Consider the following 25149-nt stretch of genomic DNA (forward strand, 5'->3'; position numbering starts at 1 on the left):
TTTTGATAGGGAAAGCTACCCCGCATGTTACCGGATAGTCCCAAAAGATGGCGTACTACTAAGATTTATTGAAGGCAAATAAAATGATCACTACAGATGCGGCGCTGGTCCTGTTCAGCGGCGGCCAGGACTCCACCACCTGCCTGGCCTGGGCGCTGGAACGCTATAGCCGGGTTGAGACCATAGGCTTCGACTACGGCCAGCGGCACGCCATCGAACTGACGGTGCGCCCGCAGGTGCTGGCAGCGCTGCGCGCGCACAAGCCCGAGTGGGCGGCGCGCCTGGGCGAAGACCACACGGTGGACCTGTCGCTGATCTCGGCGCTGTCGAAAACGGCGATGACCGAGGATATCGAGATCGTGATGCAGGAAAACGGCCTGCCGAACACCTTCGTGCCCGGCCGCAACCTGATGTTCATGACCGTGGCCGCCACCCTGGCCTACCGGCGCGGCCTGAATGTGCTGGTGGGCGGCATGTGCGAAACCGACTTCTCCGGCTACCCGGACTGCCGCGACGACACCATGAAGGCGCTGCAAGTGGCGCTGAACCTGGGCATGGACACCCGCCTCAAGCTGGAAACGCCGCTGATGTGGCTGGACAAGGCGCAAACCTGGACCCTGGCCGAGCAGCTGGGCGGTGCGCCGCTGGTGGACCTGATCCGCGCCGCCACGCACACCTGCTACCTGGGCGAGCGCGGTGCGCTGCACGACTGGGGCTATGGCTGCGGCACCTGCCCGGCCTGCGCCCTGCGCGCGCGCGGCTACCGGCAATACGCGGACGGCAAGGCGGCCCAGCAGCAATAAGGGCTATAACGGTTAAGGGCTATAAGGGTTCCCCCTACAATCGGGCTCGGCAGTCCGATTGGTAATGGTAATTCGGCATATTTCATTGCCGATAATCCACAACAGGCCGTTGCGCGGGGCGGCTTGGGTAACGTACTATCAACCACACTGGTATTCCCGTCCCACCGCTGTTTTCCCCGCGAAGACCATGGACCCGACCGACTCCCGGCCCCAGCCCCGCCGGACGCTGCAGGATCTGCTGAGCCCGGCTATCGTGGCGGGCGTGGTGCTGGGCGTGTGCCTGGGCTCGACCTGGTGGCTGTGGCGCAATGCCAGCGCCGATGCGGCGCAGGATATCCAGGCCGATTTCGACTTCCGCGTGCGCGAGCTGGTCAACAGCATCGCGCAGCGCATGCAGACCTACGAGCAGGTGCTGTACGGCGTGCAGGGCCTGTACATCAGCTCCGATTTCGTCGACCGCGACGAGTTCCACCGCTACCTGGACAGCCAGCACCTGCAGCAGCACTTCCCCGGCATCCAGGGCGTGGGCTATATGCGCCTGGTGGGTGGCGGGCAGCGCGAGCTGCACACGCTGGCCATGCGCAACGACGGCTTCCCCGACTACAGCATGCGCCCGCCGGGAGAGCGGCCGCAATATGCGCCCATCGTCTATATCGAGCCGTTCAGCGGCAGCAACCTGAAAGCGTTCGGCTACGATGCGATGTCCGAGCCGGTGCGGCGCGCGGCGCTCGAGCGCGCGCGCGATTCCGGCCTGCCGGCCATGAGCGGCAAGGTGCGCCTGGTGCAGGAGGACCAGCGCGAAGGCGAGGAACAGGCCGGTTGCCTGCTGGTGCTGCCGGTGTACCACAACGGCCAGCCGCAGAACACCATCGAACAGCGCCGCGCCGCGCTGACCGGCTGGGTGTACGCGCCGTTCCGGCTGGGCGACGTGATGGCTGGCCTGGGCGGCGAGCGCGCCGCCAGGCTGGACGTGGAAATCTACGACGGCGACGAGCTGGGCGCGGCCAGCCGCATGTACGACAGCCGGCCCGGCCCGCCGCAGCCGGGCATGCGCCACACCATGCAGAAGATCAGCCTGGCCGGGCACCGCTGGACGGTGCGCATTAGCGGCGTGCCGGGCAGCGGCGTGGGCGCCGAGCGCGACGACAAGGTGCAGATGATAGGCAGCGCCGGCGTGCTGATCAGCGGCCTGCTGGCGGCCCTGGCCTGGCTGCTGGCGCGCAGCAACCTGAAGGCGCGCCGCGCGCTGGACCGCGAGCGCCTGCTGGCAGCCGAGCTGCAGGAGGGACAGGCCAGCTTGCTGGCCATGGCCGACAGCGCCCAGCGCAGCCAGGCGGTACTGCGCAGCATCCTCGACTCCACCGTGGACGGCATCCTGGTCGACAATTTCGAAGGCGGCGTGCTCAATTCCAACCGCCGCTTCCGCGAGCTGTGGAATGTGCCCGAACACCTGGACTGGCGGCACGACGGCGCCATCCTGCTGCAGCAGGTGGCCGAGCAAGTGGCGCAGCCGGCGGTGTTCCTGGCGGCGGTAGCGCGCCGTCCGGGCGAGAACGAAGTGCAGCAGGAGTTGCTGCATTTGCGCGACGGCCGCGTGATTGAACAGTTCACGCGCGGGCTGCGGCTGGGCAGCGCGCCGGCACGGCTGTGGTCCTTCCGCGACATCACCGACCGCACGCTGGGCGAGCGCCGCGAGCAGACCCGGCGCCGGGTGCTGGAGCTGCTGGCCACCGGCGCCCCGCTGCAAACCATTCTCGACAGCGTGGTGCACGGCGTCGAGGAGGGCCAGCCCGGCCTGCGCTGCGCCATCCTGCTGCTGGACGAGGAAAGCCGCCGCCTGCACGTGCGCGCCGCGCCCAGCCTGCCGCCGTTCCTGAGCGCGGCCATCGACGGCCAGTCGGTGGACCAGCCGGACGGCTACTGCGGGCAGGCGGTGCAGCTGGGGCGGCGCGTGATCGTGGCCGACATCGCCCAGGATGGGCTGTGGTCGCAATACCGCGACCTGGCGCGCCAGGCCGGCGTCCATGCGTGCTGGTCCGAGCCCATCCGCGCGGCCAGCGGCGCCGTGCTGGGCACCTTCGCCATTTTCCCCAGTGCCGCGCAAGCGCCCAGCGTGGCCCAGCTGGCGCTGATGGAGCAGGCGTCGCGCCTGGCCGGCATCGCCATCGAGCAGGCCCAGGCGGCGATTGCGCTGCGCGCCGGCGAGGAACGCTTCCGCAGCCTGTACGACCACGCGCCGGTGGCGCTGTGGGAGCAGGACTGGTCGGCGGTGCGCGCCGAGCTGGCCGAACTGGAGCGCTCCGGCGTGGACGATGTGCCTGGCTGGCTGCGCGCCAACCCCAGCCAGGTGGCGCGGCTGGCTGGCGTGGTGCGCATCATCGACGTCAACGCGGCCGCGCTGGCCCAGGTGGGCGCGCCGCCCGGCAGCAAGGACACCGTCGCGCTGACGCTGGCGCAGAATTTCGACGCCGGCGCCATGCCAGCCTTTGCCCAGGCGCTGGGCGCGCTGGCCCAGGGCGCGCACCTGTTTGCCTGCGAAAGCAGCTTCGAGCGGCTGGACGGGGTGCAGCGCCAGAACGAGCTGACCTTGCTGGTGATGCCGGGCCACACGCACAGCCTGGACTTCGTCATCGTGTCCACCGTGGACATCACCGAGCGCAAGCGCATGAACGATGAATTGCTGGTGCTGGCCACCACTGATTTCCTGACCGGCCTGCCGAACCGGCGCGAATTCATGGCGCGCCTGGACGACGAGCAGGCGCGCCTGCAGCGCGACATCAGCGAGCGGGGCGCGGTGCTGATGCTGGACCTGGACCATTTCAAGCGCATCAACGACGAGTACGGCCACGCCACCGGCGACGCGGTGCTGCGCCACATGGCCGGCCTGATGCGCGACAGCCAGCGCAAGATCGACACCCTGGGCCGGGTGGGCGGCGAGGAATTTGCGGTGCTGCTGCCGGGCGCCGACATGGCCAACGCGGCGGCCTTCGCCGAGCGGCTGCGCCAGCGCATCGCCGGCACGCCGCTGGAGGTGGACGGGCGCCTGCTGGCGGTCACGGTAAGCATCGGCATAGCCGCGCTGGATGCGGGCGACAGCAGCGGCGACGCGGCCCTGGTGCGGGCCGACAAGGCCTTGTACTGCGCCAAGCGGGGCGGGCGCAACCGGGTGGAGCAAGTGCTGCAGTGCGAACCGGGCAGGCCGGAAACGGCGCGGCCGGAGGACTAGGCTCCGGCCGCGTGGGGGGATTCGGGGACCGGCTCAGATGGCGACGTGGCCGTCCATGTCTTTGGCCACGTCCTTCGGATCGGCGGCGCGGGCACGCAGCTTGCGGTTGCGCGACACGATGAACCAGATGATGGCTGCAGGAATCAGCACCGGCAGCATCAGCGGCGACATCACGGCCAGCAGCACCACCGCCAGCATCAGCAGGCCGGCCACCATCAGCACGCCCAGGCCGGCAAACAGGAAGCCCAGGAACACCGCCACGCAGACCATGACCACGGCGCCGATCAACAGGCCCAGGCCGCCGAAGGTAACGCCCAGCAACACGCCCAGCGGACCGTCAAATTCTTCGTCACCCAGGTGAACCACCATGTCGCCCGTATCCAGTGTGTTCCAGGCGGCAATAAAGAGCAGGGCGATGAGGGTGAAGGCGAGCAGTTTTTTCATTTGAGGTTCCCCGTAAAGTCATGTTTCGTGGTTGGTATGGTTCAACTTTACGGTGCCGTGGGGCGCCGGGCCATCGGATTGCGATAGAGCGCAGATTTCGCGGGATCAGTGGCGGACGGCGCCGATAAACTGCAAATTTGACGCGGCTGCCAAAAAAACCGGCAGTTCCGGCCTTGAATTAAAGATATGGTTGCCTATACTGAATACCTATCTTGCACATGGAGGGCAATATGGCTTGGCTAGAACTGAGCGAGGGTCAATCGATATCCTCGGGATTCGGCAGTGCAATGCGCCAGCGTAGCGCGACTGAGTGTTCGAGCGGACCCAAAGGGCCGCCATCGGCGCCGCCTACCATTCCGCCGATCATTATCAATCCCTACACCTACCATATGCCGGAGCCGGCGATTGATCCGCGCCGCACCCCGCTGGGGCCGCCGATCGCACCGCCGCCCCGGCCTGCTATGTCGCTACTGGCTGCCTAGCGCAGACATTCGGGAATAAACCCACCAAATAAAAAGCCCGCATCATGCGGGCTTCGTCGTTAATGGCAACACGGCGTCAACGCGGCGGCAACGCGGGCAGCGTGGTCAGAACGCGTGCCGCATGCCGAAGGCCGCGCCCTTGAGCGTGGCCCCGGCGCTCACCGTGAGCGCATTGATGGCAAAGTCGTGCAGCGCGTTCGCTTCATTGTCCAGCCGCGTGTAATAGGCGTACAGGCTGCTGCGCTTGGACAGCGCGTAGTCGTAGCCCAGCGTCACATGGCTGGCGCCGGTATCCGGACCGCGCTTGATGTAGCCGATTTTCTGCGTGGAGCTGCCCTTGCCGTCGCCGGCGCGGGCCACGCCCAGGCGCAGGCCGTGCGGGCCGATCTGCTGCGTGGCCGACAGATAGAACGCGGTCTGTTCCAGCTTCCCGGTGGCAGTCTCGTACCTGAGCTTTTCGGCGATCACGGCCAGCCGCGCCTCACCCAGCCGGTTGCCGAAGCGGTAGGCGGCGGCCAGCTTGGTGCCGTCGTCGTCGCGGCCCTTGCCCTGGTAATCGTGGTGCCGCTCGTGCGCCAGCGCGGCGTACCACGGCCCCTGCTCGTACACGCCGGCCAGCGAGGTGAGCGAAGGCTTGGCGCCGCCGGCCGGCCGTTCCTCGCTGATGCCGTGCGCGGTGCGCAGGGTGAAGCCGTTCCAGGACGGCGAATACCAGCTGATGCTGTTCTGCTGGCGGCGGTCGAAGGAGGACACATTGCTCACGTTGTCCACCGTGGAGCCGGCGCCGTTGCCCATGATGCTCATATAGCCGGCCGTGGTGGGGTAGAACGGGTCCAGGCCGGACGTGCTGTTGTTGTAGGGCGTGGTCCAGTGGCCCAGGAACAGCTGGCCGTAGGCGCCTTCCAGGCCCACGCGCGTATCGCGCTGGGCCGGACTGCCTTCGCCCGTGTCGGGCGAGAGCGTGCCCTCGATCTGGAAGATGGCCTTGTTGCCGCCGCCCAGGTCCTCCGTGCCCTTGAAGCCGAACACCGAGCGGTTGTTGACCAGGCGCGTGATGCTGAGCCCTTTGCCGCCGGCTGCGGCGCCGGCGGCCGAGGTTTCCATGTGTTCCATGGCCACGTTCAGGCGGCCGTAGACGGTGACGTTGCTTTGCGCGGCGGCGTGGCCGGCAGCCAGGCACAGGGCCGAGGCCAGGGCGCCCAGGCCGAGCGGGAATGCGGTGTGTTTCATGTTGTTGTTCCTTAGCGGATGACGGCAAGTTGTTCGCGGTCCAGTTCACCTTCCCAGCGCGCCATGACCACCGTGGCGACGCCGTTGCCTATCATGTTGACCAGGGCGCGCGCTTCGCTCATGAAGCGGTCGATGCCGAGGATGAGGGCCATGCCGGCCACCGGGATGGTGGGCACCACGGCCAGCGTGCCCACCAGCGCGATGAAGGATGCGCCCTGCACGCCGCTGGCCCCTTTCGAGGTCAGCATGGCCACGCCGAAGATGGCCAGCTGCTGCAGCAGGCTCAGTTCCGTGTTGGTGGCCTGGGCCACGAACAGCGCCGCCATGGTCATGTAGATGCTGGTGCCGTCGGTGTTGAAAGTGTATCCGGTGGGGACGATCAGGCCTACCAGCGGTTTGGAGCAGCCCAGCCTCTCCATTTTGGCCATCAGCGTGGGCAGCGCGGTGTCGGACGAGCTGGTGCCGAGCACCAGGAAAATCTCTTCCTTGATGTAGACCAGGAACTTGACGATGCTGAAGCCGGCCAGGCGCGCAATGATCCCCAGCACGATGAGCACGAACAGCGCCGAGGTCAGGTAGAAGGTGCCGATCAGCTTGAGCAGCGGGCCAAGCGACACCACGCCGTATTTGCCGACCGTGAAAGCCATGGCGCCGAACGCGCCGATGGGGGCAAAGCGCATGATGAAGTTGATCACGCCGAACACGGCTTGCGAGCCCATGTCGATCAGCTCCGTCACCGGCTTGGCGCGGCTGCCCATGGCCGACAGCGCGAAGCCGAACAGCAGGGAGATCAGCAGCACCTGCAGCACGTCGCCCTTGCCGAAGGCGTCCGCCACGGTGTTGGGAATGATGTTGAGGAAGAAGTCGGTGGGCGTCATGCTCTTGGCCTTGCCCACGTAGTCGGTGACGGCCTTGGCGTCCAGCGTGGCGGGGTTGACGTTGAAGCCGTCGCCGGGACGCAGCCAGTTCCCCACCGCCATGCCGATGAACAGCGCGAAGGTCGATACCAGCTCGAAGTAGAGCAGGGCCTTGCAGCCGATGCGGCCGACCTTCTTGATGTCCTGCATGCCGGCGATGCCGCTCACCACGGTGCAGAACACGATGGGGCCGATCAGCATCTTGATCAGCTTGATGAAGCCGTCTCCCAGCGGCTTCATGTCGACGGCCAGCTTGGCGTCGAGGTGGCCGAGCAGGATGCCGAGCGCGATGGCGAACAGCACCTGCACGTACAGGATGGCGTAAAAGGGCTTGCGGGTGCGGACCGCGGGCGGCAGCGCGCCTGTGCCCGGGCCGGTGGGGCTGGTGGTAATCATGTGTCTCCTCCAATACTTCGTCGTGTGCTTCGATCAAGGTCCAGCTTATTGTTTGCAACTTATTGTTTGCTGCTTGTTGACTGGTATGGCATGGCCAGCAGGATGCTGGCCGGATGATTGGTGTTGTTCCTCAAGGCTCTCTTTTCCCCGGGCGCCAGGCGCGCGGAATCGTAACGGCGCAGCACCTGCTCGCCTTCTTCGGTGGCGATCGTCACTTCGCCCTCCAGCACCACGTACAGCTTTTCCACGCCGGACGCATCGAGCGTGGTGCCGCCGCCGGGCAGCAGGTGCGACATGCCCAGCCACAGCGTGTCCGACGGCCCCGCTTCATGCCCTTGCAGCCGCAGGCAGTGCATGCCTTCGTGGTTGGGCGGGAAGTAGGCGGGGGCGTCGCGGTAGCGGGTCAGCTTCATGGCTGCAGGGCCGGCTGCAGCACCACCCGTTCGCGCGCGCCGCCCAGCACCGCGCGGTAGCCCTGCACGGCGTCCTTCAGCGCGTAGATGGTGTCGGCCAGCACGGGGAAGGGTTTCAGCGTGCCGTCGGCGAAACCGGGCGCCAGCGCGTCGAGGATGCGGGCGCAGGCCAGCGAATCGAGCGCCAGCGTGTCGATGCCGACGTAGGTGTGCTGGCCGCGGTAGAAAGCGAAGATATCGAAGGGCACGGCACGCTCGATGGTGGAGATGAAGATCTGCCGTCCGCCGGTGGCCAGCGCCGCGTTGGCCTGCTCGAAGTAGGGACTGCCGACGGTGTTGTAGACGATGTCCGCGCCGTGGCCGCCGGTCTTGTCGCGCACGTAGGCGGCGATGTCCTGGGTGTCGGCGGCGATCATGTCCACCGCGCCGCTGGCATGGCCGATATAGGCTTCCTTGCTGCGCTCCACGGCGAACACGCGCGCGCCGGCGCGGGTGGCCAGCTGTATCGTGGCCTGGCCCACCTTGCCGTTGCCGCCCATGACCAGCACCACGTCGCCCGCCTGCGGCAGGCCGGCGCGGCGCAGGCCTTCGTAGGCAGTGATGAAGGGCACGCCGACGGCGCCCGCTTCCAGCATCGACACGGCGGCCGGCTTGGCGCGCACGGCGGCGGTGTCCAGCACCAGGTAGCGCGCGTGGGTGCCGTCGCGGCGGATGCCCAGTTCGCCGCCGCTGCCCCACACTTCCTTGCCGACCCATTCGGCCGGGCCGTCGATCACCACGCCGGCGTAGTCGCGGCCCGGGGTGCGCGGCCAGACCGCGTGCGGCATCGCGCCCAGTGCGGCCTTCACGTCGCTCGGGTTGACGCCGGCGCTGTGGACTTCGATGACGCACTGGCCGGGCAGCGCTTGCGGGCGCTCCGTGGTGGACAGGGTAGGGGCCAGCAGGTCGATGCTGGCGGCTTTCTCGGTGACGCGTACGGTGTTCATAGGTTTTCTCCTCGTTGTAGTCAATATTTCGTAGGGCGGGTTAGCGGCGCAGCCGCGTAAGCCGCCGTGCTTGCGTTGCGGCGGCGCTCGGCGGCGCTCGGCGGCTTACGCGGCCATGCCGCTAACCCGCCCTACAGGTCCAGCATGGTTCTGGCTTCGGCGGCGCTGGCCACCGCGCCGCCCAGCGATTCGACGATCAGCCGGGCGCGCGCCACCAGTTCGGCGTTGTCGCGCGCAAGCTTGCCCTTGGCGATGTACAGGTTGTCTTCGAAGCCGACGCGCACATGGCCGCCCAGCAGCCATGCCTGCGCCACCATGGGGAATTCATGGCGGCCGATGCCGAAGCCGGTCCACGTGGCGCCCGGCGGCAGCAGGCCGCGCGCATAGGCCATGGTCTCCGGGCTGGCGTTGAAGCCGTAGTGCACGCCCAGCACGAAGCTGAACAGTCCCGGCCCGGCCAGCGTGCCGTCGGCGATCAGGTCGCGCGCCAGGTGCAGGTCGCCGGAGTCGAAGATCTCGATTTCCGGCAGCACGCCCGCTTCGCGTATCACCTTGGCCATGCGGCGCACGTTGGCCGGCGTGTTGATCACCACGTCCGCGCCGGAGTTCATGGTGTTCAGGTCCAGCGTGGCGATGTCCGGGCGTAGCGCGGCGATGTGGGATACGCGCTTTTCGGGCACCATCAGCGTGCTGCCGGGGGCCGCCACCTGCGGGTCGTCCGCGCCGGGGATGAAACGGCCGCCGGGACCGGTGGTCAGGTTGATCACCAGTTCGCGGTTCTGCTCGCGGATGCGCTGCATTACTTCCGCGTAGTGGTCCAGCTCCATCGATGGCAGGCCCGTGCGCGGGTCGCGCACGTGGATGTGCACCACGGCGGCGCCGGCGTCCGCGGCGTCCAGGCAGGCTTGCGCGATCTGGGCCGGCGTGATGGGCAGGTCCGGATGCTGCTCCGGCTTGACGATGTTGCCGGTGACGGCGCAGGTGATGATGGTCTTGCGGTCGCTCATGGTGGCCTCCTTACGCTGCGCCGAGGTGGCGGCCGCCGTCGATGCGGATCACGCTGCCGGTGGCGAACAGCAGCGTGGTGGCGCAGGCTTCCACGGCGGCGGCGATGTCGTCCGGCTGGCCGATGCGCTTGAGCGGCGTGGTGGAAGCTTGCTTGTCGTTGAAGGCGGCGTCCCGGCCGGGTACGAAGTGGCTGTCCACCACGCCGGGCGAGACGTTGATGACGCGGATATGCGGCGCCAGCGCGCGGCCCAGCGAGTTGGCCATGGTGTCCAGGCCGGCCTTGGCGGCGCAGTAGGCCACGTTGCTGCCGATGCCGGTGCTGGCGGCGATGGACGAGATGTTCACCACCAGCCCATGGCCGGACGCGCGCAGCAGCGGCGCGAAGGCGCGGATGGCGGCGAACGGCGCGCGCCAGTTGGCGGTGAAGATGGCGTCGATCAGCGCGTCGTCCAGCGCGTCCAGGTCGGCGTGCGGCACCGGCTGCGTGAAGCCGGCCGAGTTGACCAGGATGTCGGCGCGGCCATAGCGCTCGCGCACTTCGGCGGCGGCACGCGCCAGCGCGGCGCTGTCGGTCAGGTCGGCTTCAATGGCGCGGTGGGCGCCGGCGGCAGCATGCGCAGCGGACGGCGGGGCGGGCAGCGCGGCGGCCTTGGCGTGGGCGTCGCCGCTGGCGCGGCCGAGCAGCACGATGCGCGCGCCCTGTGCGGCCAGGCGCTGCGCGCTGGCGTAGCCGATGGCGCCCGCGCCGCCGGCAATGACGGCCACCTGGCCGTCGAGTGGAAGTGGTGATGGCATGCGTATGTCCTTATTTGATGGGCGCTTCAGGGAAGCAGCTTTCGCCCGCTTCCAGCACGAAGTCGTAATTGAGCGTGTAGTACTCGTCCTCGCCGGCCGGGGTATGGCGCACGAACCGGCCCACCAGCGGCTTGGTCACGCCGAAGGACACGTCGCTGCCGAGGTGGTCGCAGTCGTCCGCGAACACCTGGGTGATCAGCGTCTTGCAGCGCGGGTGCGAGACCATGAAGTGCACGTGCGCCGGCCGCATGCAGTGGCGCTGCTGCAGGCGCAGCAGCACGCCCACCGCGCCGTGCGTGGGCACCGGATAGCCGGATGGGCGCACGGTGCGGAAGCTGTAGCGGCCGTCCTCGCCGGTGATGAAGTAGCCGCGCAAATTCATCTCCGGCTGCTGTTCATCCTGGTTCTCGTACAGGCCGGCCGGCGAGGCCTGCCACACGTCCACCTTGGCGCCGCAGATGGGCTGGCCGTCCAGGCCGCGTACCTGGCCGAACACCTGCATCGGCGTGCCCGGCGTGTCGCCGCGCGCGATCGAGTCGCCGTTGGCGCACAGCGGCGCGGCCGCGCGCCAGAACGGGCCGAGCAGGGCGGCTGCGCTTTGCCCCTGGTTTTGCGGATTGTTGCGCAGCGCCACCAGGGTCGAGATGCCCAGCACGTCGGCCGCCAGCACCACTTCGTTGTGCGCGTCGTTGGTCTGCTGGCCGATGTCGGTGACGAACTTGAGCACCGTATCGAACTCGGCCTCGGTCAGGTTCACTTCGCGGATCAGCGCGTGCATATGATCGACAAAGGCCGCCACCAGCTGGCGCAGGCGCGGGTCCGGGGTGCGGGCCATGGCGGCGTGCGCCACGGCGGTGACGGATGCTTCGCCGTCGATGATGTTGGCGGTATTCATGTCCACTTGCGGTCTCCTTCAGGCTTTTTTGAAATGGTGCGAACGTTCGCATTGACTTGATAGTAGCAGAACAAAAGGTAAACTCAAGCTGCTTACGAAAATATTTGCGAACGTTCGCATTGAATTTGCCGTTTACGCTGGGCAGCGGCGGCGTGCGAAAATACGACATCGCTTAACGGAAGACGCTATGCAGCAGAAAAAGATGACGCTGAAGGGCCTGGCAGAGATCCTGGGCGTGCACACCTCCACGGTGGGCCGCGTCATGGACCCGGAAACGCGGCACATGGTGGGCGAGGAAGTGGCGCAGCGCGTGCTGAAGGAAGCCGCCAAGCACGGCTACCGCCCCAACAAGATGGCGGCGGCGCTGCGCACGCGGCGCTCCAACATCGTCGGCGTGATGCTGCCCGATATCACCAATCCGGTATTCCCGCCCATCGTGCTCGGCATCGAGGACGAACTACGCAAGCACGGCTACGTGGCGCTGGTGACCAACGCCGGAGAAGACCCGGGCCAGCAGCGCTTCGTGGTGGACCAGTTGCTGGCGCGCCAGGTCGATGCGCTGATCCTGGCCACCGCCACGCGCGACGACCCCGTCATCGCGCATTGCCTGGAGGCCGGCGTGGCGGTGGTGACGGTCAACCGCAGCGAGGACCGCGGCCGCGTGTCGAGCGTGGTGAACGACGAGTACGCGGGCATGCGGCTGGCGGTCGAGCACCTGCTGGCGCTGGGGCACCGCCACATCGTGCACCTGGTGGGGCCGCAGACGCTGTCCACCGGCCACCTGCGCCGCGAGGGCTACGAGCTGGCGCTGGCCGCGCACGGCGTGGCGCGCGAGGACATGTGGCTGTTCGACTGCAGCGCCTACACGCGCGAGGCGGGCCGCGCCGGCTGCCTGGGCGCGCTGGAGCGCTATCCCGAGGCGACCGCCATCCTGGCCGGCAACGACTTGCTGGCGCTGGGCTGCTACGACGCGCTGCGCGAGCGCGGCCTGCGCTGCCCGGAGGACGTGTCGGTGGTGGGCCACAACGACATGCCTTTTGTCGACATGGTCAACCCGCCGCTGACGACAATCCGCATCGGCCACCACGCCATGGGTGTGCAGGCGGCCCAGCTGGTGCTGCGGCGCCTGCGCGAGAACGAGGACGGCCAGGTGGAAATCCGCCTGAAACCCGAACTTGTGGTGCGCCATTCAACAACCGTTCCACGGAGCAGCTAAATTGCGTAAATTGCGATATGATACGGTTTTTAACTGTATATATATCCAGTAAAGCGAGCTCCCCATGACTGACGAGATTCTCCTTTCCGACGACGAGCAGGACAACCTGGTGCAGGAAGACCGCCTGTGGCAAGCCAACGGCTGGACCGCGCGCGTGATCAAGAACGACGAAGACGAGGGCTGGGCCGTGGCCATGATCAAGGACGGCGAGCCGGAGCCGGCGCTGGTGGGGCCGTGGACCATGGGCCGCGACAAGAAGAATCCCAAGCCGCTCGACGTCAACGCCTTCAACACCCTGGTCAAGACCGCCAACGAAGTGCTGCGCCGCCACGAGCAGCAGCTGCACGCCCAGCTGCACAAGAGCGTGCGCGTAAACACCGAAGGCGCGGCCTACATCACCGTCAACTTCGACATCACGCCGGACGAGGACGAGCCCTACGCCACGCTGACCGCCTTCGACCCCTACGGCGAGGAACTGGCGCAGGTGCGCGCGCTGCCGACCTTCAAGCTCAGTGTGGCAAGCGCCACAGCGTGGATAGAAAGCGGCTACCGCCGGCCAGCCTGAACTGTTACCATTCCTGTGCTAACTTGCACATAGGAAAAACCGATGGAAAGCCGTCTCAGCCGCCTGGAAGCCGTACAAAGCATCTTGCTCGAAATCGGGCAGAAATCGAGCACTTGCACCGACATCGCGGAATTCCTGCAGGCGGTGCACGAAGCGCTGGGGCGCATCATGTACGCGTCCAACTTCTACGTGGCGCTGAGTGACGAGGGCCGGCCCAACTCGGTGCGCTTCGTCTATTTCGTCGATGAAGTGGACGACGCGCCTGACCGCAGCGAAGTGGTGGAGCTGGCCTCGCCAGAGCAGTCGCCCACCGCCTGGGTGATCCTGAACCGGCAGCGCCTGATCATGACGGCCGAGGAACACAACTCGCGCGGCGTGGACGGCAGCAGCTGGGGCCTGGGCACCACGGCCGAGCATTGGATGGGCTGCCCGCTGGTGGACCACAACCACCAGGTGCTGGGCGCCATGGTGATCCAGAGCTACGACAAGCAGCACACCTTCAACGAGGAAGACCAGGCGCTGTTCCAGCTGATCGCCAACCACGTGTCCGGCGCGCTGCAGGGCCTGCAGAGCATGGACCGGCTGGAGCGCGCTGTGCACGAGCGCACCGCCGCGCTGGAATACGAAGTGGCCGAGCGCCGCCGCGCCGAAAACCTGCAGCGCGCGCTGTACGAGATCGCCAGCCTGTCGGGCGGCTCCTGGGACCGCAACACCATGTACCAGCGCCTGCACCAGGCCATCAGCGAAGTGCTGACCGTGCGCAATTTCCTGATCGCGCTCTACCACCCCAGCAACAACGAAATCACCGTACCCTACTTCGTCGACGAGAAAGACCCGACGGCGCCGTGCACCAGTTTCTCCTACGGCGTCGGCATGACGTCCTATATCCTCAAGCAGCGCCAACCGGTGCTGCTGGACCGCGACGGCTACCTGGCGCTGATGGCCTCCGGCGAAGTCGAGCGGCCGCTGGGCAACGAAGACATCGTCAGCTGGATGGGCGCGCCGATTTTGCTGAATGACTATGCCTACGGCGTGCTGGTGGTGCAGAGCTACGACGAAGACGTGATGTACTCGCAGTCCGACCTGGACGTGCTGGCCTTCATGGCCAGCCACGTGGCGGTGGTGATATCGCGGCTGCAGGCCGACCGCGCCATCCGCCGCGCCAAGAGCGCGCTGGAAGAGCAGAACGCGGCGCTGAACACGGCGCTGACGCAGCTGCAGGCGGCGCAGGGCGAGCTGGTGCGGCAGGAAAAACTGGCCTCGCTGGGCCGCCTGGTGGCCGGCGTGGCGCACGAGATCAACACCCCGCTGGGCATCTGCGTGACCGCCACCAGCCACCTGGTGCAGGAACTCAAGCTGACCAAGGAAGACCTGGCCAACGGCGCGCTGGACGAGGACGGCCTGAACCAGTTCTTCGACATTGTCGACCAGTCGCTGCGCATCATGACCACCAACACCCAGCGCGCCGCCGCGCTGGTGCGCAGCTTCAAGCAGGTGGCGGTGGACCAGTCGTCCGACAATGTGCGCAGCTTCAACCTGCGCAAATACCTGGACGAAGTGCTGCTGTCGCTGCAGCCCAAGCTCAAGGGCAAGCCGATCGAAGTGGAAGTGGACTGCCCGCCGGACATCCAGATGGAAAGCTTCCCGGGCGCGGTCTCGCAGATCGTCACCAACATGGTGGTCAACTCCCTGGTGCACGGCTTCGGCGACGGCCAGTCCGGTTCCATCAAGATCAAGGGCCGGGTGGAAGGCGACCACGTGCAGTTCGACTACAGCGACGACGGCATCGGCATGGACCCCGGCACGCTGAGCCAGCTGTTCGACCCCTTCTTCACCACCAAGCGCGGCTCCGGCGGCAGCGGCCTGGGCGCGCACATCCTGTACAACCTGGTGACGGGGCCGCTGGGCGGCACGGTCAAAGTGGCCAGCGCCCCCAACATGGGCCTGCACTACAACCTGCGCTTCCCCCGCGTCCAGCAAGGCAAGCCCCAAGCCTGACCCCAAAACGTCCAGCCCCCGGCGAAGCCCCCCCTACTGCGGGGTCAGATCCGGCATCGCGACACGGCCTCAGCCGCTATCTGCTTGAGTTCGTGGCGCGATGCCGGATCTGACCCCGGCGGGTGGGGCGGGGGGCTGGCGGCGGGTGGCGTGATGCCGGATCTGACCCCGGGGGTGGGGCGGTGGCGGCGTTTTGCTATTTGGGCTGGTATTTGGACTGGAGGTCGGCCATCGTTTTGGCGGTGGCGACGCGGGCGAGGGCTTGGCGCAGGGAGCGCACGAGGGCTGGGCTGGAGTGGCGGTTCATGGCGTAGTAGCTGGTCGCTTCTTGCAGCTTGAGGCGCTTGGCGAGCGGGAAGGGCAGCTGGAAGCGCGTCAGCTCGGTCTGCATGCGGCTCTCGGTGCTGACCAGGAACTGGATGCGGTCCGCTTCGAGCTTGCGGAAATTTAGCTCGGTCGAATTGGCGAGGTCGATGGCGCTGGCAGGCACGCCGGCGCTTTGCAGCAGCGCCGCGCCGGAACTGCCGTTGATGGCGCCGGTGCGCATGGTCTTCAGGTCCGCCAGGGCCTTGATCGGCGGCGAGTCCGGACGGCCGTAGAGCCACATGGTTTCCGTCGCGATGGGGCTGATCCAGAGGAAATCCCGCTCCCGCTCGGGGTTGCGCACCATGGAGTAAATGAGGGTATTGGGCGTGCTGCGCGTCTGCGCGTAGGCCCTGGCCCACGGCACCATGTGGATCTCGCAGTGTATCCGGGCGCGCTTGCAGGCCAGCTTCAGCAAGTCGGTGGCGATGCCGACGACCTTGCCGTCCCGCGTGAAGTGGTAGGGCGCGGACTCTTCGGTATAAACCTTCAGCTCGGCTGCGCGGCCGGCGCCGCACAGGACGAGGCTGAGGCCGATTGCGGACAGAAGGCGGAGCTGGCGGGACATGCAAAACCTCGGTAGCAATACGAAAAAAAACCGGCGCCCGCCGGTCTTTTCTGCGCGGCATGCGCGGACTTAGTCGGGGAAGCGTTCGTTGATGGCCAGCGCTTTGTCGATATTGTTGATCAGGTGCTCGACGTAGACCGGGTCGAGGTGGTGGCCGGCCACTTCACGCAAATGCGTCACCACCTGGTCGACCGGCCAGGCGTCCTTGTAGCAGCGCTTGTGCATCAGCGCGTCGAACACGTCGGCCACGGCCACGATGCGCGCGTACAGGTGGATGTGCTCACCCTTCAGGCCTTGCGGGTAGCCGCTGCCGTCGAATTTTTCGTGGTGCTGGTGCGCGATCACGGCGGCCGCCTTGAGGATGGGGCGCTGCGAGCCGTCCAGGATGGACAGGCCCACCGCCGGGTGCTGCTTCATGATTTCCCATTCGGCCGCGTCCAGCTTGCCCGGCTTGAGCAGCACCGCGTCCGGCGTAGCGATCTTGCCGATGTCGTGCATCGGCGCGGCGTGGCGCAGCACGGCCACTTCGTCTTCCGGCAGCCCGGCCGCCACCGCCAGCAGGTGGCATACTTCGGACATGCGGCGCACGTGGTTGCCCGCTTCGTTCGAGCGCGACTCCACCACGTCGCCCAGGCGCAGGATCAGCTCGGCCTGGGTGTCGGTGATTTCCTGCGTCAGCAGGATGTTGTCGAAGGCGATCGCCACGCCCGAGCAGAATACTTCCAGCAGCTTGGTGTCGATGTCGGAGATTTCCTCCACGCCCTTGAGCACCAGCAGCGAGGCCTTGCCGCTGCTGTTGGGGAAGTAGCCGACGTAGGTGTCGCCCTGCACCTTGGAGATGCGGTTGCTCTTGGCGTCGTCCAGCTGGGCCAGCAGTTCGGGCGTGAGGATGTTTTCCTCGTCGCCGATCTTGGCCAGGATTTCGTATTCGTGCTCGCCGCTGATGGCGGTGGCCGCGCGCAGGCGCAGCAGCATGCTGTTCTCCAGGCGCAGCAGCGCCACCACCTGCTGCAGCAGGCCGTTGGCGAAGTCTTTCAGGTTGCGCTGCTGGAAAATGTGGGCCGAGGCGGCGATCACGCGCTCCAGGCCTTCGCGGTAGTTCAGCTGCGCAATGCGCGCTTCCTCCACCTTCATGATGTCGCGGTAGGCGCGCAGCGCGGCGAAGGTGGTGGTGAACAGCTTGGTGCGGTCCAGCTCGGTCTTTTCCTTGTAGTCGTTGATGTCGTAATTGACGATCACGCGCTCTTCCGGCGCCTGGCCCGGCTGGCCGGTGCGCAGCACGATGCGGGTGAACTGGTTGTCCAGCTCCTGGCGCATCCAGCGCGCCACTTCCAGGCCGCTGTCCTCCTGCTCCATCACCACGTCCAGGAACACCAGCGCGATGTCCTGCTCGCGCGCCAGCACTTCCTTGGCCTCGGCGCCGCTGTAGGCATGCACGAAACTGAGGGCGCGGCCGTCGAGGCGGAAGCGGCTCAGCGTGAGCTTGGTGACGTCGTGGATATCGGGTTCGTCATCGACCAGCAGGACTTTCCATGGGGCCAGCTTGGGCGACGGTGAGGACAGAAAAGACATAAGGCGTATTTCCGCAAATAAACACTTGTATGCGCAATTTTTAGGCGCACTCTTTTGATTGTAGTCCCACAGCCAGCGAATTAACAACTGGCAATAAACATTACACGCAAGCTTAACAACAATCCAGCCGCTACGGCGAATTTTTATACATTTTTTGACAACGTTCGCAGTAAAAGCTACGCCGCCTCGTCAGGCCCAGGTGCCCTTTTGTTAAAGGGGTCTTGCATCGAGGACACATTGTATTCGTGTGCACCAGCCAGTGCTTCTTCAGCACGTAGGCCTGCTTCCAGGCTTTGAATTCAAAACTGTATTCCCTGGCCTGTTTCACCAGCGCGCGCAGCTTTACCGCCGGCAGTGCGCCACCTCGGATAGCGGGTGTATAGACAAGCGGAACAATACTTCGTTTTTAATAATATTTCCCACTCCGGAAAAAATATTCTGATCCAGCAAAGCGTCGCAAGCGAGCATGGCGGGGGCGGCGCGCAGCTTCTTCAGCGCCAGGGCCGGTTTCCACTGGTCCGACATGACGTCCGCGCGCCAGTCGTACAGCGCGTCCAGTTCGCCTTCCAGCTGCTTGATCGAGCATGAGTAGAAATTGAATTCCCCGCCGCCGTCGAACTGCAGGCTCAGGCGCGGCGGCGCGTCCTTGCGCTCGTTGATGCGGTAGCTGCCGAACATGAGGAAATGGATCTTCAGCGTCAGGTCCTGCAGCTCGATCAGGAAGTGCTTGCCCCAGCTGCGCAGCGCCACCACGCTCTGGCCCACCAGGCGCGGGTAGTCCAGCGCCTTGCTGTTGCCGGCGGCGGCGGCGATGGTGCGGCCCGTGAAGCCGGCCGCTTCTTCCTTGAGGATGACGATGGATGGACCTTCCGGCATGGCGCCTCCGCTGTGCGATGGCCCAGTGTGCGCTTGCAGCGCTTGTGTCCGCCGTGCGCGAACACACAAAGCGAACACACAAAGCGAAGTCACAATGTTGTCATTTTCCTTGCATAGAATGGCCGGCGTCCCAGCCCCTCCACTCTTACAAGACGAAGAACCATGAACAGCAAAGACCGCGTGCCAGCTTCCATCGATCCAGACGACATCGGCTACAACGATACGCCGAACGAACATTTCAGCACCGTGCTGGAACAGCGTATCAGCCGCCGCAACCTGCTGCGCGGCGGCGCCGCCGGCGCGGCCAGCGTGGTGCTCGGCTCGATGGGCCTGACCGCCTGCGGCGGCGACAACATCGTCTCGCCGACCGTGCCGGACCCGGTGACCCCGCCGCCGCCGGCAGAAAAACTGCTCAGCTTTACCGCCGTAGCCAAGAGCCTGGCCGACGTGGTCACCGTGCCGGCCGGCTACACCGCCAGCGTGCTGTACGCGCTGGGCGACCCGATCACCGGCGGCGCCACCGCCTTCAAGAACGACGGCACCGACGCCGACTTTGAAAACCGCGCCGGCGACCACCACGACGGCATGGAATTCTTCGGCCTGAGCGCCGACGGCAAGGCGTCCAGCAGCGCGGTGGAGCGCGGCATCCTGGCCATCAACCACGAAGCGACCACCAACCAGCAGCTGTCCTCCTTCTTCATCCACGCCAACGGCGGCAGCAACACGCTGCCGCGCCCGGCCGCCGAAATCGACCGCGAAACCGCGCTGCACGGCCTGTCCATGGTCGAAGTGCGCAAGAGCGGCGCCAAGTGGGAATACGTGAAGGATTCGGCCTTCAACCGCCGCGTCACCTGCCTGACCGAATGCGAAATTTCCGGCCCGGCGCGCGGCAATGCGCTGCTGGTGACCAAGTACTCGAAGGACGCGACCAAGACGCGCGGCACCCTGAACAACTGCGGCACCGGCAAGACCCCGTGGGGCAGCTTCGTGTCCGGCGAAGAAAACTGGTCCGGCTACTTCGTGCGCGGCGCGGCCGACAATGCCGCGCGCGGCAACGACAAGAGCGTGGCCTCGCTGAACCGCTACGGCCGCAGCCAGGGCGCGGCCTCGCGCCACGGCTGGGAAAGCGGCGGCGCCGACGACAAGTACGCGCGCTGGAACAACAGCAAGCTGGGCGCCTCGCTGGACGGCAGCGACGACTACCGCAACGAAATGAACGGCATGGGCTACATCGTGGAAGCCGATCCGTACAACAAGGCCAAGGCCGTCAAGAAGCGCACCGCGCTGGGCCGCTACGCGCATGAGAGCGCCGCCGTCGGCAAGGTGGTGGCAGGCCAGGCGCTGGCCGTCTACATGGGCGACGATTCGCGCAACGAATACATCTACAAATTCGTTTCCACCGCCGTGTGGAGCGCGGCGGACGCCACCCCGGCCGACCTGCTGGCCACCGGCGACAAATACCTGGACTCGGGCAAGCTGTACGTGGCCAAGTTCGCCGCCGACGGTTCCGGCAGCTGGATCGAGCTGAACATCAGCAACCCGCTGATCTCCGGCTACGCCGGCTACAAGTTCGCCGACCAGGCCGACGTGCTGGTCAACGCCCGCCTGGCCGGCGACGCGGTGGGCGCCACCAAGATGGACCGTCCGGAATGGTGCTCGGTCAACCCGGCCAACGGCGAGGTGTACTTCTCGCTGACCAACAACAGCAACCGCACGCCGACCCCGAGCGGTGCGTCCGCCCTGGCACCGGACAGCGCCAATCCGCGCGCCTACACCGACATGAAGGGCAGCACCGCGCAGAACGGCAACCCGAACGGCCACATCCTGCGCCTGAAGGAAGCGCTGGCCGGCTCGACCGCGCTGTCCTTCACCTGGGACGTGTACCTGTTCGGCGCGGAAAGCGGCGCCGACGCGGGCAAGGTCAACCTGTCCAGCCTGACGGCCGACCAGGACTTCTCCAGCCCGGACGGCCTGGCCTTCAGCCCGTCGACCGGCATCTGCTGGATACAGACCGACGACGGCGCCTACACCGACGTGACCAACTGCATGATGCTGGCGGGCCTGCCGGGCCAGGTCGGCGACGGCAAGAAAGTCACGCTGAGCTACCCCACCACCGGCACCGGCACGCTGGCCGTGGACACCTATGTCGGCAAGGCCCCGACCGCCGACACGCTGAAGCGCTTCCTGGTCGGCCCGGTGGATTGCGAACTGACCGGCATCTGCGAAACGCCGGACGGCAAGGCGCTGTTCGTCAATATCCAGCACCCGGGCGAAACCACCAGCCAGGCCAACCTGGCCGATCCAGGCAAGTACACCAGCCAGTGGCCATCGAACGCCGGCTACGGCGCCGGCAAGCGTCCGCGCTCGGCCACCATCGTCATCACCAAGAATGACGGCGGCCGCATCGGCAGCTAAGCTGTTTATCGCGTGAAAAAGGGCCGGCGCCAGCGATGGTGCCGGCCTTTTGTATTATTCGTAAGAAATCATTTCAGGCCGGGGCAAGCCTGGGCAAACGGAGTATATTGAGATGATCCGCAATGCCATGTGCAATGCTTAATCTGAAAGGATCATCATGCGTGCCCTACGTCATACCGCCGCAGCCGCCGTGCTGGGGCTGGCCGCGCTGGCCAGCGGCAGCGCCTTTGCTGGCGGCGCTACCGTCACTTATATCGATTCCGACAAATTCGCCGACCTGCCGTTCTCGCGCATCGACCGCGAGCGCGTGCTGGAAGACCTGACCTCGCACTTCGTCGAGCTGGGCAAACTGCTGCCTCCGGGGCAGGAACTGAAAGTGGAAGTGACCGACCTGGACCTGGCCGGCCGCATCGACTACGGCCGCCGCAGCGGCAACGACATCCGCATCATGCGCGGCATGGCCGACTGGCCGCGCATGGAACTGCGCTACCGGCTGGAAGAGGGCGGCAAGGTGCTGCGCAGCGGCGAGGCCAAGCTGTCCGACATGAACTACCTGGACAACGCCCGCGTGGTCACCGCCAACGAGCCGCTGCGCTACGAGAAGCAAATGCTGGACGACTGGTTCGCCAAGACCTTCGAGGTCAAGGTACGCGGCGCGCGCACCTACCGCGGTTAACGCGCTTAATCCAGCCAGTTTACCCGGGGGAACTTCGCCAGGAAGTCCTCCGGCATCGGCACCACCTGGCTGCTCTTGTAGTTGAAAAACACGAAGCCCGACTTGGCCATGGCCACCAGTGCCTGGTCCTGCGGGCGCGTGATGCGGAAGGTGATGTCGCCGCCGTATTTGTTGAAGTCCATCACGCCCACCTCGAACAGCAAATGGTCGCGCGCATGCGCCTCGGCCTTGTAGGTGGTGGCCAGGTCGGTGACGATGATGCCGTTGCCGTCGCCTTCAGTCTCGCGCACGCCGAATTCGTACAGGAAGCGTGCACGCGCCTCCGAGATCATGGAGATCATCGAATCGTTGCCGAGGTGGTTGGCGCCGTTGATGTCGGTGACGCGCACGGTCAGCTGGGTGGAAAAGTAAAACTGGTCTTCCGGGAATTCAAGTTTCAAGCGTGCCATGGCAATAAAGCGGGTTGCGATGCCCGCTATTTTACTCCTCGCGCGCAGGCCTAGCGCCGGACGATGCGGTACACCCGGCCGCTGCCGGCCAGCACGTACAGCTCGCCCTGCGCGTCCTGCCCGAAGGACAGCACGTTGCCGGGGTTGTCTACCGCCCACTCCTGCGCCCCGCTGACGGCGCCGTTGCGGTACACAAAGCTCTTCAGGTAGCCCTTGCAGTAGTCGGAATAGAAGTAGGTCCCGGCCAGCTCGGGGATGGCCGCGCCGCGGTATACATAGCCGCCGGTGATGGAGCAGCCGTTGGCGTCGTTGGCGCCGTGCACGTATTCGAACACGGGCAAGGTCAGCCCGGCCTGGTTGCAGCTGGCGGCGTTGTAGCATGCCGTGCCTTCCATGATGTTCCAGCCGTAGTTCTGGCCGCCCTGCGCGGCCGGGGCCACATCCACTTCCTCGCGCTGGTCCTGGCCCACGTCGGCGATGTAGAGCAGGCCGTCGGTGCGGTCGAAGGCGAAGCGCCACGGGTTGCGCAGTCCGGCGGCCCAGATTTCGCCGCGCCGTCCGGCCTGGCCGGCGTACGGGTTGCCGGACGGGATGCCGTAGGTCTGGCCCGGCACCACGATGCCCACGTCCAGCCGCAGGATCTTGCCCAGCAGCGCATTGAGGTTCTGGCCGTTGCGCTGAGGATCGCCGCCGCCGCCGCCGTCCCCGGTGCCGATGTAGAGGTAGCCGTCCGCGCCGAAGGCCAGCTGGCCGCCGTTGTGGTTGCTGAAGTCGCGGTGGGGGATGGTGATGACGCGGCCCACGGTGGCCGGGTCGGCCACGTTGGCGTTGCTGGCCGATACCTTCATGCGGTCCACCACGATGTCGCCGTCGGTGTTGGTGTAATAGATGAAGAAGCTGCCGTTCTGCGCGTACTGCGGATGGAAAGCCATGGACAGCAGGCCGCGTTCGCCGTCGGTGGTGGTCAGGGCGCTGACGTCGAGGAAGGGCGTGGGCAGCAGCGTGCCGTTGGCCACGATGCGGATGCGCCCCGGGCGCTCGACGATGAACAGGCGGCTGTCGCCGGCCGGCGCGGTCAGGTAGAGCGGCTGCGACAGGCCGCTGGCCACGGTCTGCAAGGCCAGCTGCAGGGTGGCTGGCGGTGTGACGGGGGGCGTCACGGGGGGCGTCACGGGTGGTGTTACTACGGGCGACGTTTCCGGCGCCGCAGCGCCCATCCCGCCGCCACCGCCGCCGCACGCAGCCATCCCGGCCGCGCCGGCCAGGGCTAAGGACAGAACCAGCACTCTCAGCGTCGTCGATCGCATGGCAGCCTCCATATCCGTAGCGGCCATTTTAGCGGCCGGGCGCACGCCGCGGCGCGCAGCAGGCTGCCATTTCCGGCCTGCTACAAGTGTGCCGCCGCCCCCTGCCTTTTGCCATAAGACGGCGCAGCCCAACAGGACTAGCATGGCCTTGCAGCTCCCCGCAACCATGTTTAAGGACTGACATCATGCTTGGACTCACCCCGCTCGGCGCCATCCACACCGCCATCAGCCTGGCCGCAGTGGCCGCCGGCCTGATCGCCTTCTTCCGCGACCGCGGCATCAATCCCGCCAACACCCTGGGCCAGGTCTACATCTGGGCCACGGTGCTGACCTGCCTGACCGGCTTCGGCATCTTCGAGCGCGGCGGCTTCGGCAAGCCGCATGCGCTGGGTGTGATGACCTTGCTGGTGCTGGGCCTGGCCTGGCTGGCCGCGCGCGGCAGCCTGTTCGGCGCCAGGGCCGCCGCCGTAATGACGGTGAGCTACTCGCTCACGTTCTTCTTCCACATGATCCCGGCCATGACGGAAACCGCCGTGCGCCTGCCGGTGGGCAGGCCGCTGGCCGACAGCCCGGAAGCCGAATGGCTGAAGACGGCGGCCGGCATCCTGTTCCTGATCTTCCTCATCGGCGCCACGCTGCAAGTGCGGCGCCTGCGCAAATAAACCAGACAAGCAAGGAGAGCACCATGGCAACTACCGCATCCCCCGGCACCGCCCTCATCACCGGCGCCTCCACCGGCATCGGCGCCACCTATGCCGACCGCCTGGCCCGGCGCGGCTACAGCCTGGTGCTGGTGGCGCGCGACCAGCAGCGCCTGGACGGCGTGGCGGCCCGCCTGCGCCAGCAGTACGGCGTGGTAGTCGAGACCCTGCAGGCCGACCTGACCGCGCGCGCCGACCTGGCCCGCGTCGAGCAGCGCCTGGCGCGGGACGCGGCCATCACGCTGCTGCTGAACAACGCCGGCAGCACGGTCGAAGGCAGCTTCGTCGGCTCGGACATGGACAAGGTGGAAAACATGCTGACCCTGAACATCACCGCCCCCACGCGGCTGGCCAAGGCGGCGGCGGGGCGCATGGCGGTGGCGGGAGCCGGCACCATCATCAACCTGGGCTCGGTCACGTCGCTGCTGCCGGAGAGCTTTTCCGGCACCTACAGCGGCAGCAAGGCCTATATGCTCAACCTGAGCATCGCCATGCAAGCCGAACTGTCGACAAGCGGCGTGCGGGTGCAAGCCGTGCTGCCGGGCGCCACCCGCACCGAAATCTGGGAGCGTGCCGGCATCGACCTGAACGCGTTCCCGCCCGGCATGGTGATGAGCGTGGATGACATGGTGGACGCCGCCCTGTCGGGGCTGGACCAGGGCGAGGCGGTGACCATCCCCTCGCTGCCCGACATGGCCGACTGGCAGCGCTACACGGACGCCAGGCTGGCGCTGCAGCCGAACCTGTCGCGCAGCGCGGCGGCGCCCCGATACAACAAGTCCTAGCCCGGCAGATGTCAGACAGGTATTTTTATGTCACCATGGGGTTACCTGCGAGAGGAGACCCCT

General features: G+C 66.5%; 22 protein-coding genes. 9 read left to right on the top strand and 13 right to left on the bottom strand.

The genetic code is table 11. From position 1 onward, the window contains the following. The first annotated feature begins 83 nt into the window (after positions 1–83). Together queC and ACFJI2_RS30000 are read left to right on the top strand one after the other, a co-directional pair. On the top strand, positions 84–803 hold the full coding sequence (queC, locus tag ACFJI2_RS29995; RefSeq protein ID WP_377703083.1) for a 7-cyano-7-deazaguanine synthase QueC: 720 nt from the start codon (positions 84–86) through the stop codon (positions 801–803). A 187-nt stretch (positions 804–990) separates the two neighbouring features. After that, positions 991–4029: a CHASE domain-containing protein gene (locus ACFJI2_RS30000; protein ID WP_377703084.1), complete on the top strand. Its 3039-nt coding sequence runs from the start codon at positions 991–993 to the stop codon at positions 4027–4029. 33 nt (positions 4030–4062) lie between these two features. On the opposite strand, the gene ACFJI2_RS30005 is transcribed toward ACFJI2_RS30000, so the two are convergent. The 8 genes from ACFJI2_RS30005 to ACFJI2_RS30040 all read right to left on the bottom strand — a co-directional run bounded on the left by ACFJI2_RS30005 (position 4063) and on the right by ACFJI2_RS30040 (position 11595). Beyond that, entirely contained in the window at positions 4063–4473 is a 411-nt protein-coding gene (locus tag ACFJI2_RS30005; RefSeq protein ID WP_377703085.1) for a hypothetical protein, read from the bottom strand. 587 nt (positions 4474–5060) lie between these two features. Beyond that, positions 5061–6185 (bottom strand): porin, encoded by a 1125-nt coding sequence (locus ACFJI2_RS30010; protein ID WP_377703086.1) that lies wholly within the window; start codon positions 6183–6185, stop codon positions 5061–5063. 11 nt (positions 6186–6196) lie between these two features. After that, positions 6197–7498, bottom strand: coding sequence for a dicarboxylate/amino acid:cation symporter (locus tag ACFJI2_RS30015; RefSeq protein WP_377703087.1), 1302 nt, complete (start codon positions 7496–7498; stop codon positions 6197–6199). 59 nt (positions 7499–7557) lie between these two features. Further along, positions 7558–7911, bottom strand: a complete 354-nt coding sequence (locus ACFJI2_RS30020; RefSeq protein ID WP_107875754.1) for a cupin domain-containing protein — start codon at positions 7909–7911, stop codon at positions 7558–7560. Continuing rightward, entirely contained in the window at positions 7908–8897 is a 990-nt protein-coding gene (locus tag ACFJI2_RS30025) for a zinc-binding alcohol dehydrogenase family protein (protein WP_377703088.1), read from the bottom strand. The genes ACFJI2_RS30020 and ACFJI2_RS30025 overlap by 4 nt, the downstream gene beginning before the upstream one ends. A gap of 131 nt (positions 8898–9028) precedes the next feature. After that, complete coding sequence (locus tag ACFJI2_RS30030; RefSeq protein ID WP_377703089.1) at positions 9029–9904, bottom strand: 3-keto-5-aminohexanoate cleavage protein; 876 nt, start codon at positions 9902–9904, stop codon at positions 9029–9031. A 10-nt stretch (positions 9905–9914) separates the two neighbouring features. Further along, positions 9915–10700 (bottom strand): SDR family NAD(P)-dependent oxidoreductase, encoded by a 786-nt coding sequence (locus ACFJI2_RS30035; RefSeq protein WP_377703090.1) that lies wholly within the window; start codon positions 10698–10700, stop codon positions 9915–9917. Positions 10701–10710: 10 nt separating this feature from the next. Further along, the gene (locus ACFJI2_RS30040; RefSeq protein ID WP_377705930.1) at positions 10711–11595 is read right to left on the bottom strand and encodes a dioxygenase; all 885 of its coding nucleotides are present in this window, start codon (positions 11593–11595) and stop codon (positions 10711–10713) included. A 187-nt stretch (positions 11596–11782) separates the two neighbouring features. Here ACFJI2_RS30040 and ACFJI2_RS30045 point away from each other — a divergent pair, with 187 nt between their 5' ends. From ACFJI2_RS30045 to ACFJI2_RS30055, 3 genes are all read left to right on the top strand, one after another. Beyond that, entirely contained in the window at positions 11783–12811 is a 1029-nt protein-coding gene (locus tag ACFJI2_RS30045; RefSeq protein WP_377703091.1) for a LacI family DNA-binding transcriptional regulator, read from the top strand. Between the two features lie 64 nt (positions 12812–12875). After that, the gene (locus ACFJI2_RS30050) at positions 12876–13376 is read left to right on the top strand and encodes a hypothetical protein (RefSeq protein ID WP_107875762.1); all 501 of its coding nucleotides are present in this window, start codon (positions 12876–12878) and stop codon (positions 13374–13376) included. A 42-nt stretch (positions 13377–13418) separates the two neighbouring features. Beyond that, positions 13419–15374 (top strand): GAF domain-containing protein, encoded by a 1956-nt coding sequence (locus ACFJI2_RS30055; RefSeq protein WP_377703092.1) that lies wholly within the window; start codon positions 13419–13421, stop codon positions 15372–15374. A gap of 196 nt (positions 15375–15570) precedes the next feature. On the opposite strand, the gene ACFJI2_RS30060 is transcribed toward ACFJI2_RS30055, so the two are convergent. The 3 genes from ACFJI2_RS30060 to ACFJI2_RS30070 form a co-directional block, all read right to left on the bottom strand. Beyond that, positions 15571–16305: a substrate-binding periplasmic protein gene (locus ACFJI2_RS30060; RefSeq protein WP_377703093.1), complete on the bottom strand. Its 735-nt coding sequence runs from the start codon at positions 16303–16305 to the stop codon at positions 15571–15573. Between the two features lie 69 nt (positions 16306–16374). Continuing rightward, complete coding sequence (locus ACFJI2_RS30065; protein WP_107981216.1) at positions 16375–17877, bottom strand: response regulator; 1503 nt, start codon at positions 17875–17877, stop codon at positions 16375–16377. A 342-nt stretch (positions 17878–18219) separates the two neighbouring features. Further along, the gene (locus tag ACFJI2_RS30070) at positions 18220–18753 is read right to left on the bottom strand and encodes a DNA-formamidopyrimidine glycosylase family protein (RefSeq protein WP_377703094.1); all 534 of its coding nucleotides are present in this window, start codon (positions 18751–18753) and stop codon (positions 18220–18222) included. Positions 18754–18915: 162 nt separating this feature from the next. On the opposite strand from ACFJI2_RS30070, the gene ACFJI2_RS30075 reads away from it, so the two are divergent. Then, a complete protein-coding gene (locus ACFJI2_RS30075) occupies positions 18916–21168 on the top strand; it encodes a PhoX family protein (RefSeq protein WP_377703095.1) in 2253 nt (750 codons plus the stop codon). 157 nt (positions 21169–21325) lie between these two features. Then, positions 21326–21844, top strand: coding sequence for a DUF3016 domain-containing protein (locus ACFJI2_RS30080; protein WP_377703096.1), 519 nt, complete (start codon positions 21326–21328; stop codon positions 21842–21844). A 5-nt stretch (positions 21845–21849) separates the two neighbouring features. Here the strand turns inward: ACFJI2_RS30080 and ACFJI2_RS30085 are convergent, their stop codons facing one another. Continuing rightward, positions 21850–22293 carry a thioesterase family protein gene (locus tag ACFJI2_RS30085; RefSeq protein ID WP_377703097.1) on the bottom strand — a complete coding sequence of 148 codons (444 nt, stop codon included), beginning with the start codon at positions 22291–22293 and terminating at the stop codon, positions 21850–21852. Between the two features lie 50 nt (positions 22294–22343). Then, entirely contained in the window at positions 22344–23453 is a 1110-nt protein-coding gene (locus tag ACFJI2_RS30090) for a PQQ-dependent sugar dehydrogenase (RefSeq protein ID WP_377703098.1), read from the bottom strand. Positions 23454–23785: 332 nt separating this feature from the next. Here ACFJI2_RS30090 and ACFJI2_RS30095 point away from each other — a divergent pair, with 332 nt between their 5' ends. Then, a complete protein-coding gene (locus tag ACFJI2_RS30095) occupies positions 23786–24262 on the top strand; it encodes a hypothetical protein (protein WP_377703099.1) in 477 nt (158 codons plus the stop codon). Positions 24263–24285: 23 nt separating this feature from the next. After that, the gene (locus tag ACFJI2_RS30100) at positions 24286–25086 is read left to right on the top strand and encodes an SDR family NAD(P)-dependent oxidoreductase (RefSeq protein ID WP_377703100.1); all 801 of its coding nucleotides are present in this window, start codon (positions 24286–24288) and stop codon (positions 25084–25086) included. Positions 25087–25149: the final 63 nt, after the last annotated feature.

It is taken from the genome of Pseudoduganella sp. UC29_71, assembly GCF_042693265.1.
In the GTDB taxonomy this organism is placed as follows: Bacteria; Pseudomonadota; Gammaproteobacteria; order Burkholderiales; family Burkholderiaceae_D; genus Rugamonas.

Bases quoted from the DNA above. Each gene is read 5' to 3' on its own strand.
- ACFJI2_RS30085 (WP_377703097.1), bottom strand. From the start codon at position 22,293: ATGGCACGCTTGAAACTTGAATTCCCGGAAGACCAGTTTTACTTTTCC.
- ACFJI2_RS30095 (WP_377703099.1), top strand. From the start codon at position 23,786: ATGCTTGGACTCACCCCGCTCGGCGCCATCCACACCGCCATCAGCCTG.
- ACFJI2_RS30000 (WP_377703084.1), top strand. From the start codon at position 991: ATGGACCCGACCGACTCCCGGCCCCAGCCCCGCCGGACGCTGCAGGAT.
- queC (WP_377703083.1), top strand. From the start codon at position 84: ATGATCACTACAGATGCGGCGCTGGTCCTGTTCAGCGGCGGCCAGGAC.
- ACFJI2_RS30100 (WP_377703100.1), top strand. From the start codon at position 24,286: ATGGCAACTACCGCATCCCCCGGCACCGCCCTCATCACCGGCGCCTCC.
- ACFJI2_RS30060 (WP_377703093.1), bottom strand. From the start codon at position 16,305: ATGTCCCGCCAGCTCCGCCTTCTGTCCGCAATCGGCCTCAGCCTCGTC.
- ACFJI2_RS30040 (WP_377705930.1), bottom strand. From the start codon at position 11,595: ATGAATACCGCCAACATCATCGACGGCGAAGCATCCGTCACCGCCGTG.
- ACFJI2_RS30025 (WP_377703088.1), bottom strand. From the start codon at position 8,897: ATGAACACCGTACGCGTCACCGAGAAAGCCGCCAGCATCGACCTGCTG.
- ACFJI2_RS30070 (WP_377703094.1), bottom strand. From the start codon at position 18,753: ATGCCGGAAGGTCCATCCATCGTCATCCTCAAGGAAGAAGCGGCCGGC.
- ACFJI2_RS30010 (WP_377703086.1), bottom strand. From the start codon at position 6,185: ATGAAACACACCGCATTCCCGCTCGGCCTGGGCGCCCTGGCCTCGGCC.
- ACFJI2_RS30005 (WP_377703085.1), bottom strand. From the start codon at position 4,473: ATGAAAAAACTGCTCGCCTTCACCCTCATCGCCCTGCTCTTTATTGCC.
- ACFJI2_RS30050 (WP_107875762.1), top strand. From the start codon at position 12,876: ATGACTGACGAGATTCTCCTTTCCGACGACGAGCAGGACAACCTGGTG.
- ACFJI2_RS30045 (WP_377703091.1), top strand. From the start codon at position 11,783: ATGCAGCAGAAAAAGATGACGCTGAAGGGCCTGGCAGAGATCCTGGGC.
- ACFJI2_RS30015 (WP_377703087.1), bottom strand. From the start codon at position 7,498: ATGATTACCACCAGCCCCACCGGCCCGGGCACAGGCGCGCTGCCGCCC.
- ACFJI2_RS30080 (WP_377703096.1), top strand. From the start codon at position 21,326: ATGCGTGCCCTACGTCATACCGCCGCAGCCGCCGTGCTGGGGCTGGCC.
- ACFJI2_RS30055 (WP_377703092.1), top strand. From the start codon at position 13,419: ATGGAAAGCCGTCTCAGCCGCCTGGAAGCCGTACAAAGCATCTTGCTC.
- ACFJI2_RS30035 (WP_377703090.1), bottom strand. From the start codon at position 10,700: ATGCCATCACCACTTCCACTCGACGGCCAGGTGGCCGTCATTGCCGGC.
- ACFJI2_RS30065 (WP_107981216.1), bottom strand. From the start codon at position 17,877: ATGTCTTTTCTGTCCTCACCGTCGCCCAAGCTGGCCCCATGGAAAGTC.
- ACFJI2_RS30020 (WP_107875754.1), bottom strand. From the start codon at position 7,911: ATGAAGCTGACCCGCTACCGCGACGCCCCCGCCTACTTCCCGCCCAAC.
- ACFJI2_RS30075 (WP_377703095.1), top strand. From the start codon at position 18,916: ATGAACAGCAAAGACCGCGTGCCAGCTTCCATCGATCCAGACGACATC.
- ACFJI2_RS30030 (WP_377703089.1), bottom strand. From the start codon at position 9,904: ATGAGCGACCGCAAGACCATCATCACCTGCGCCGTCACCGGCAACATC.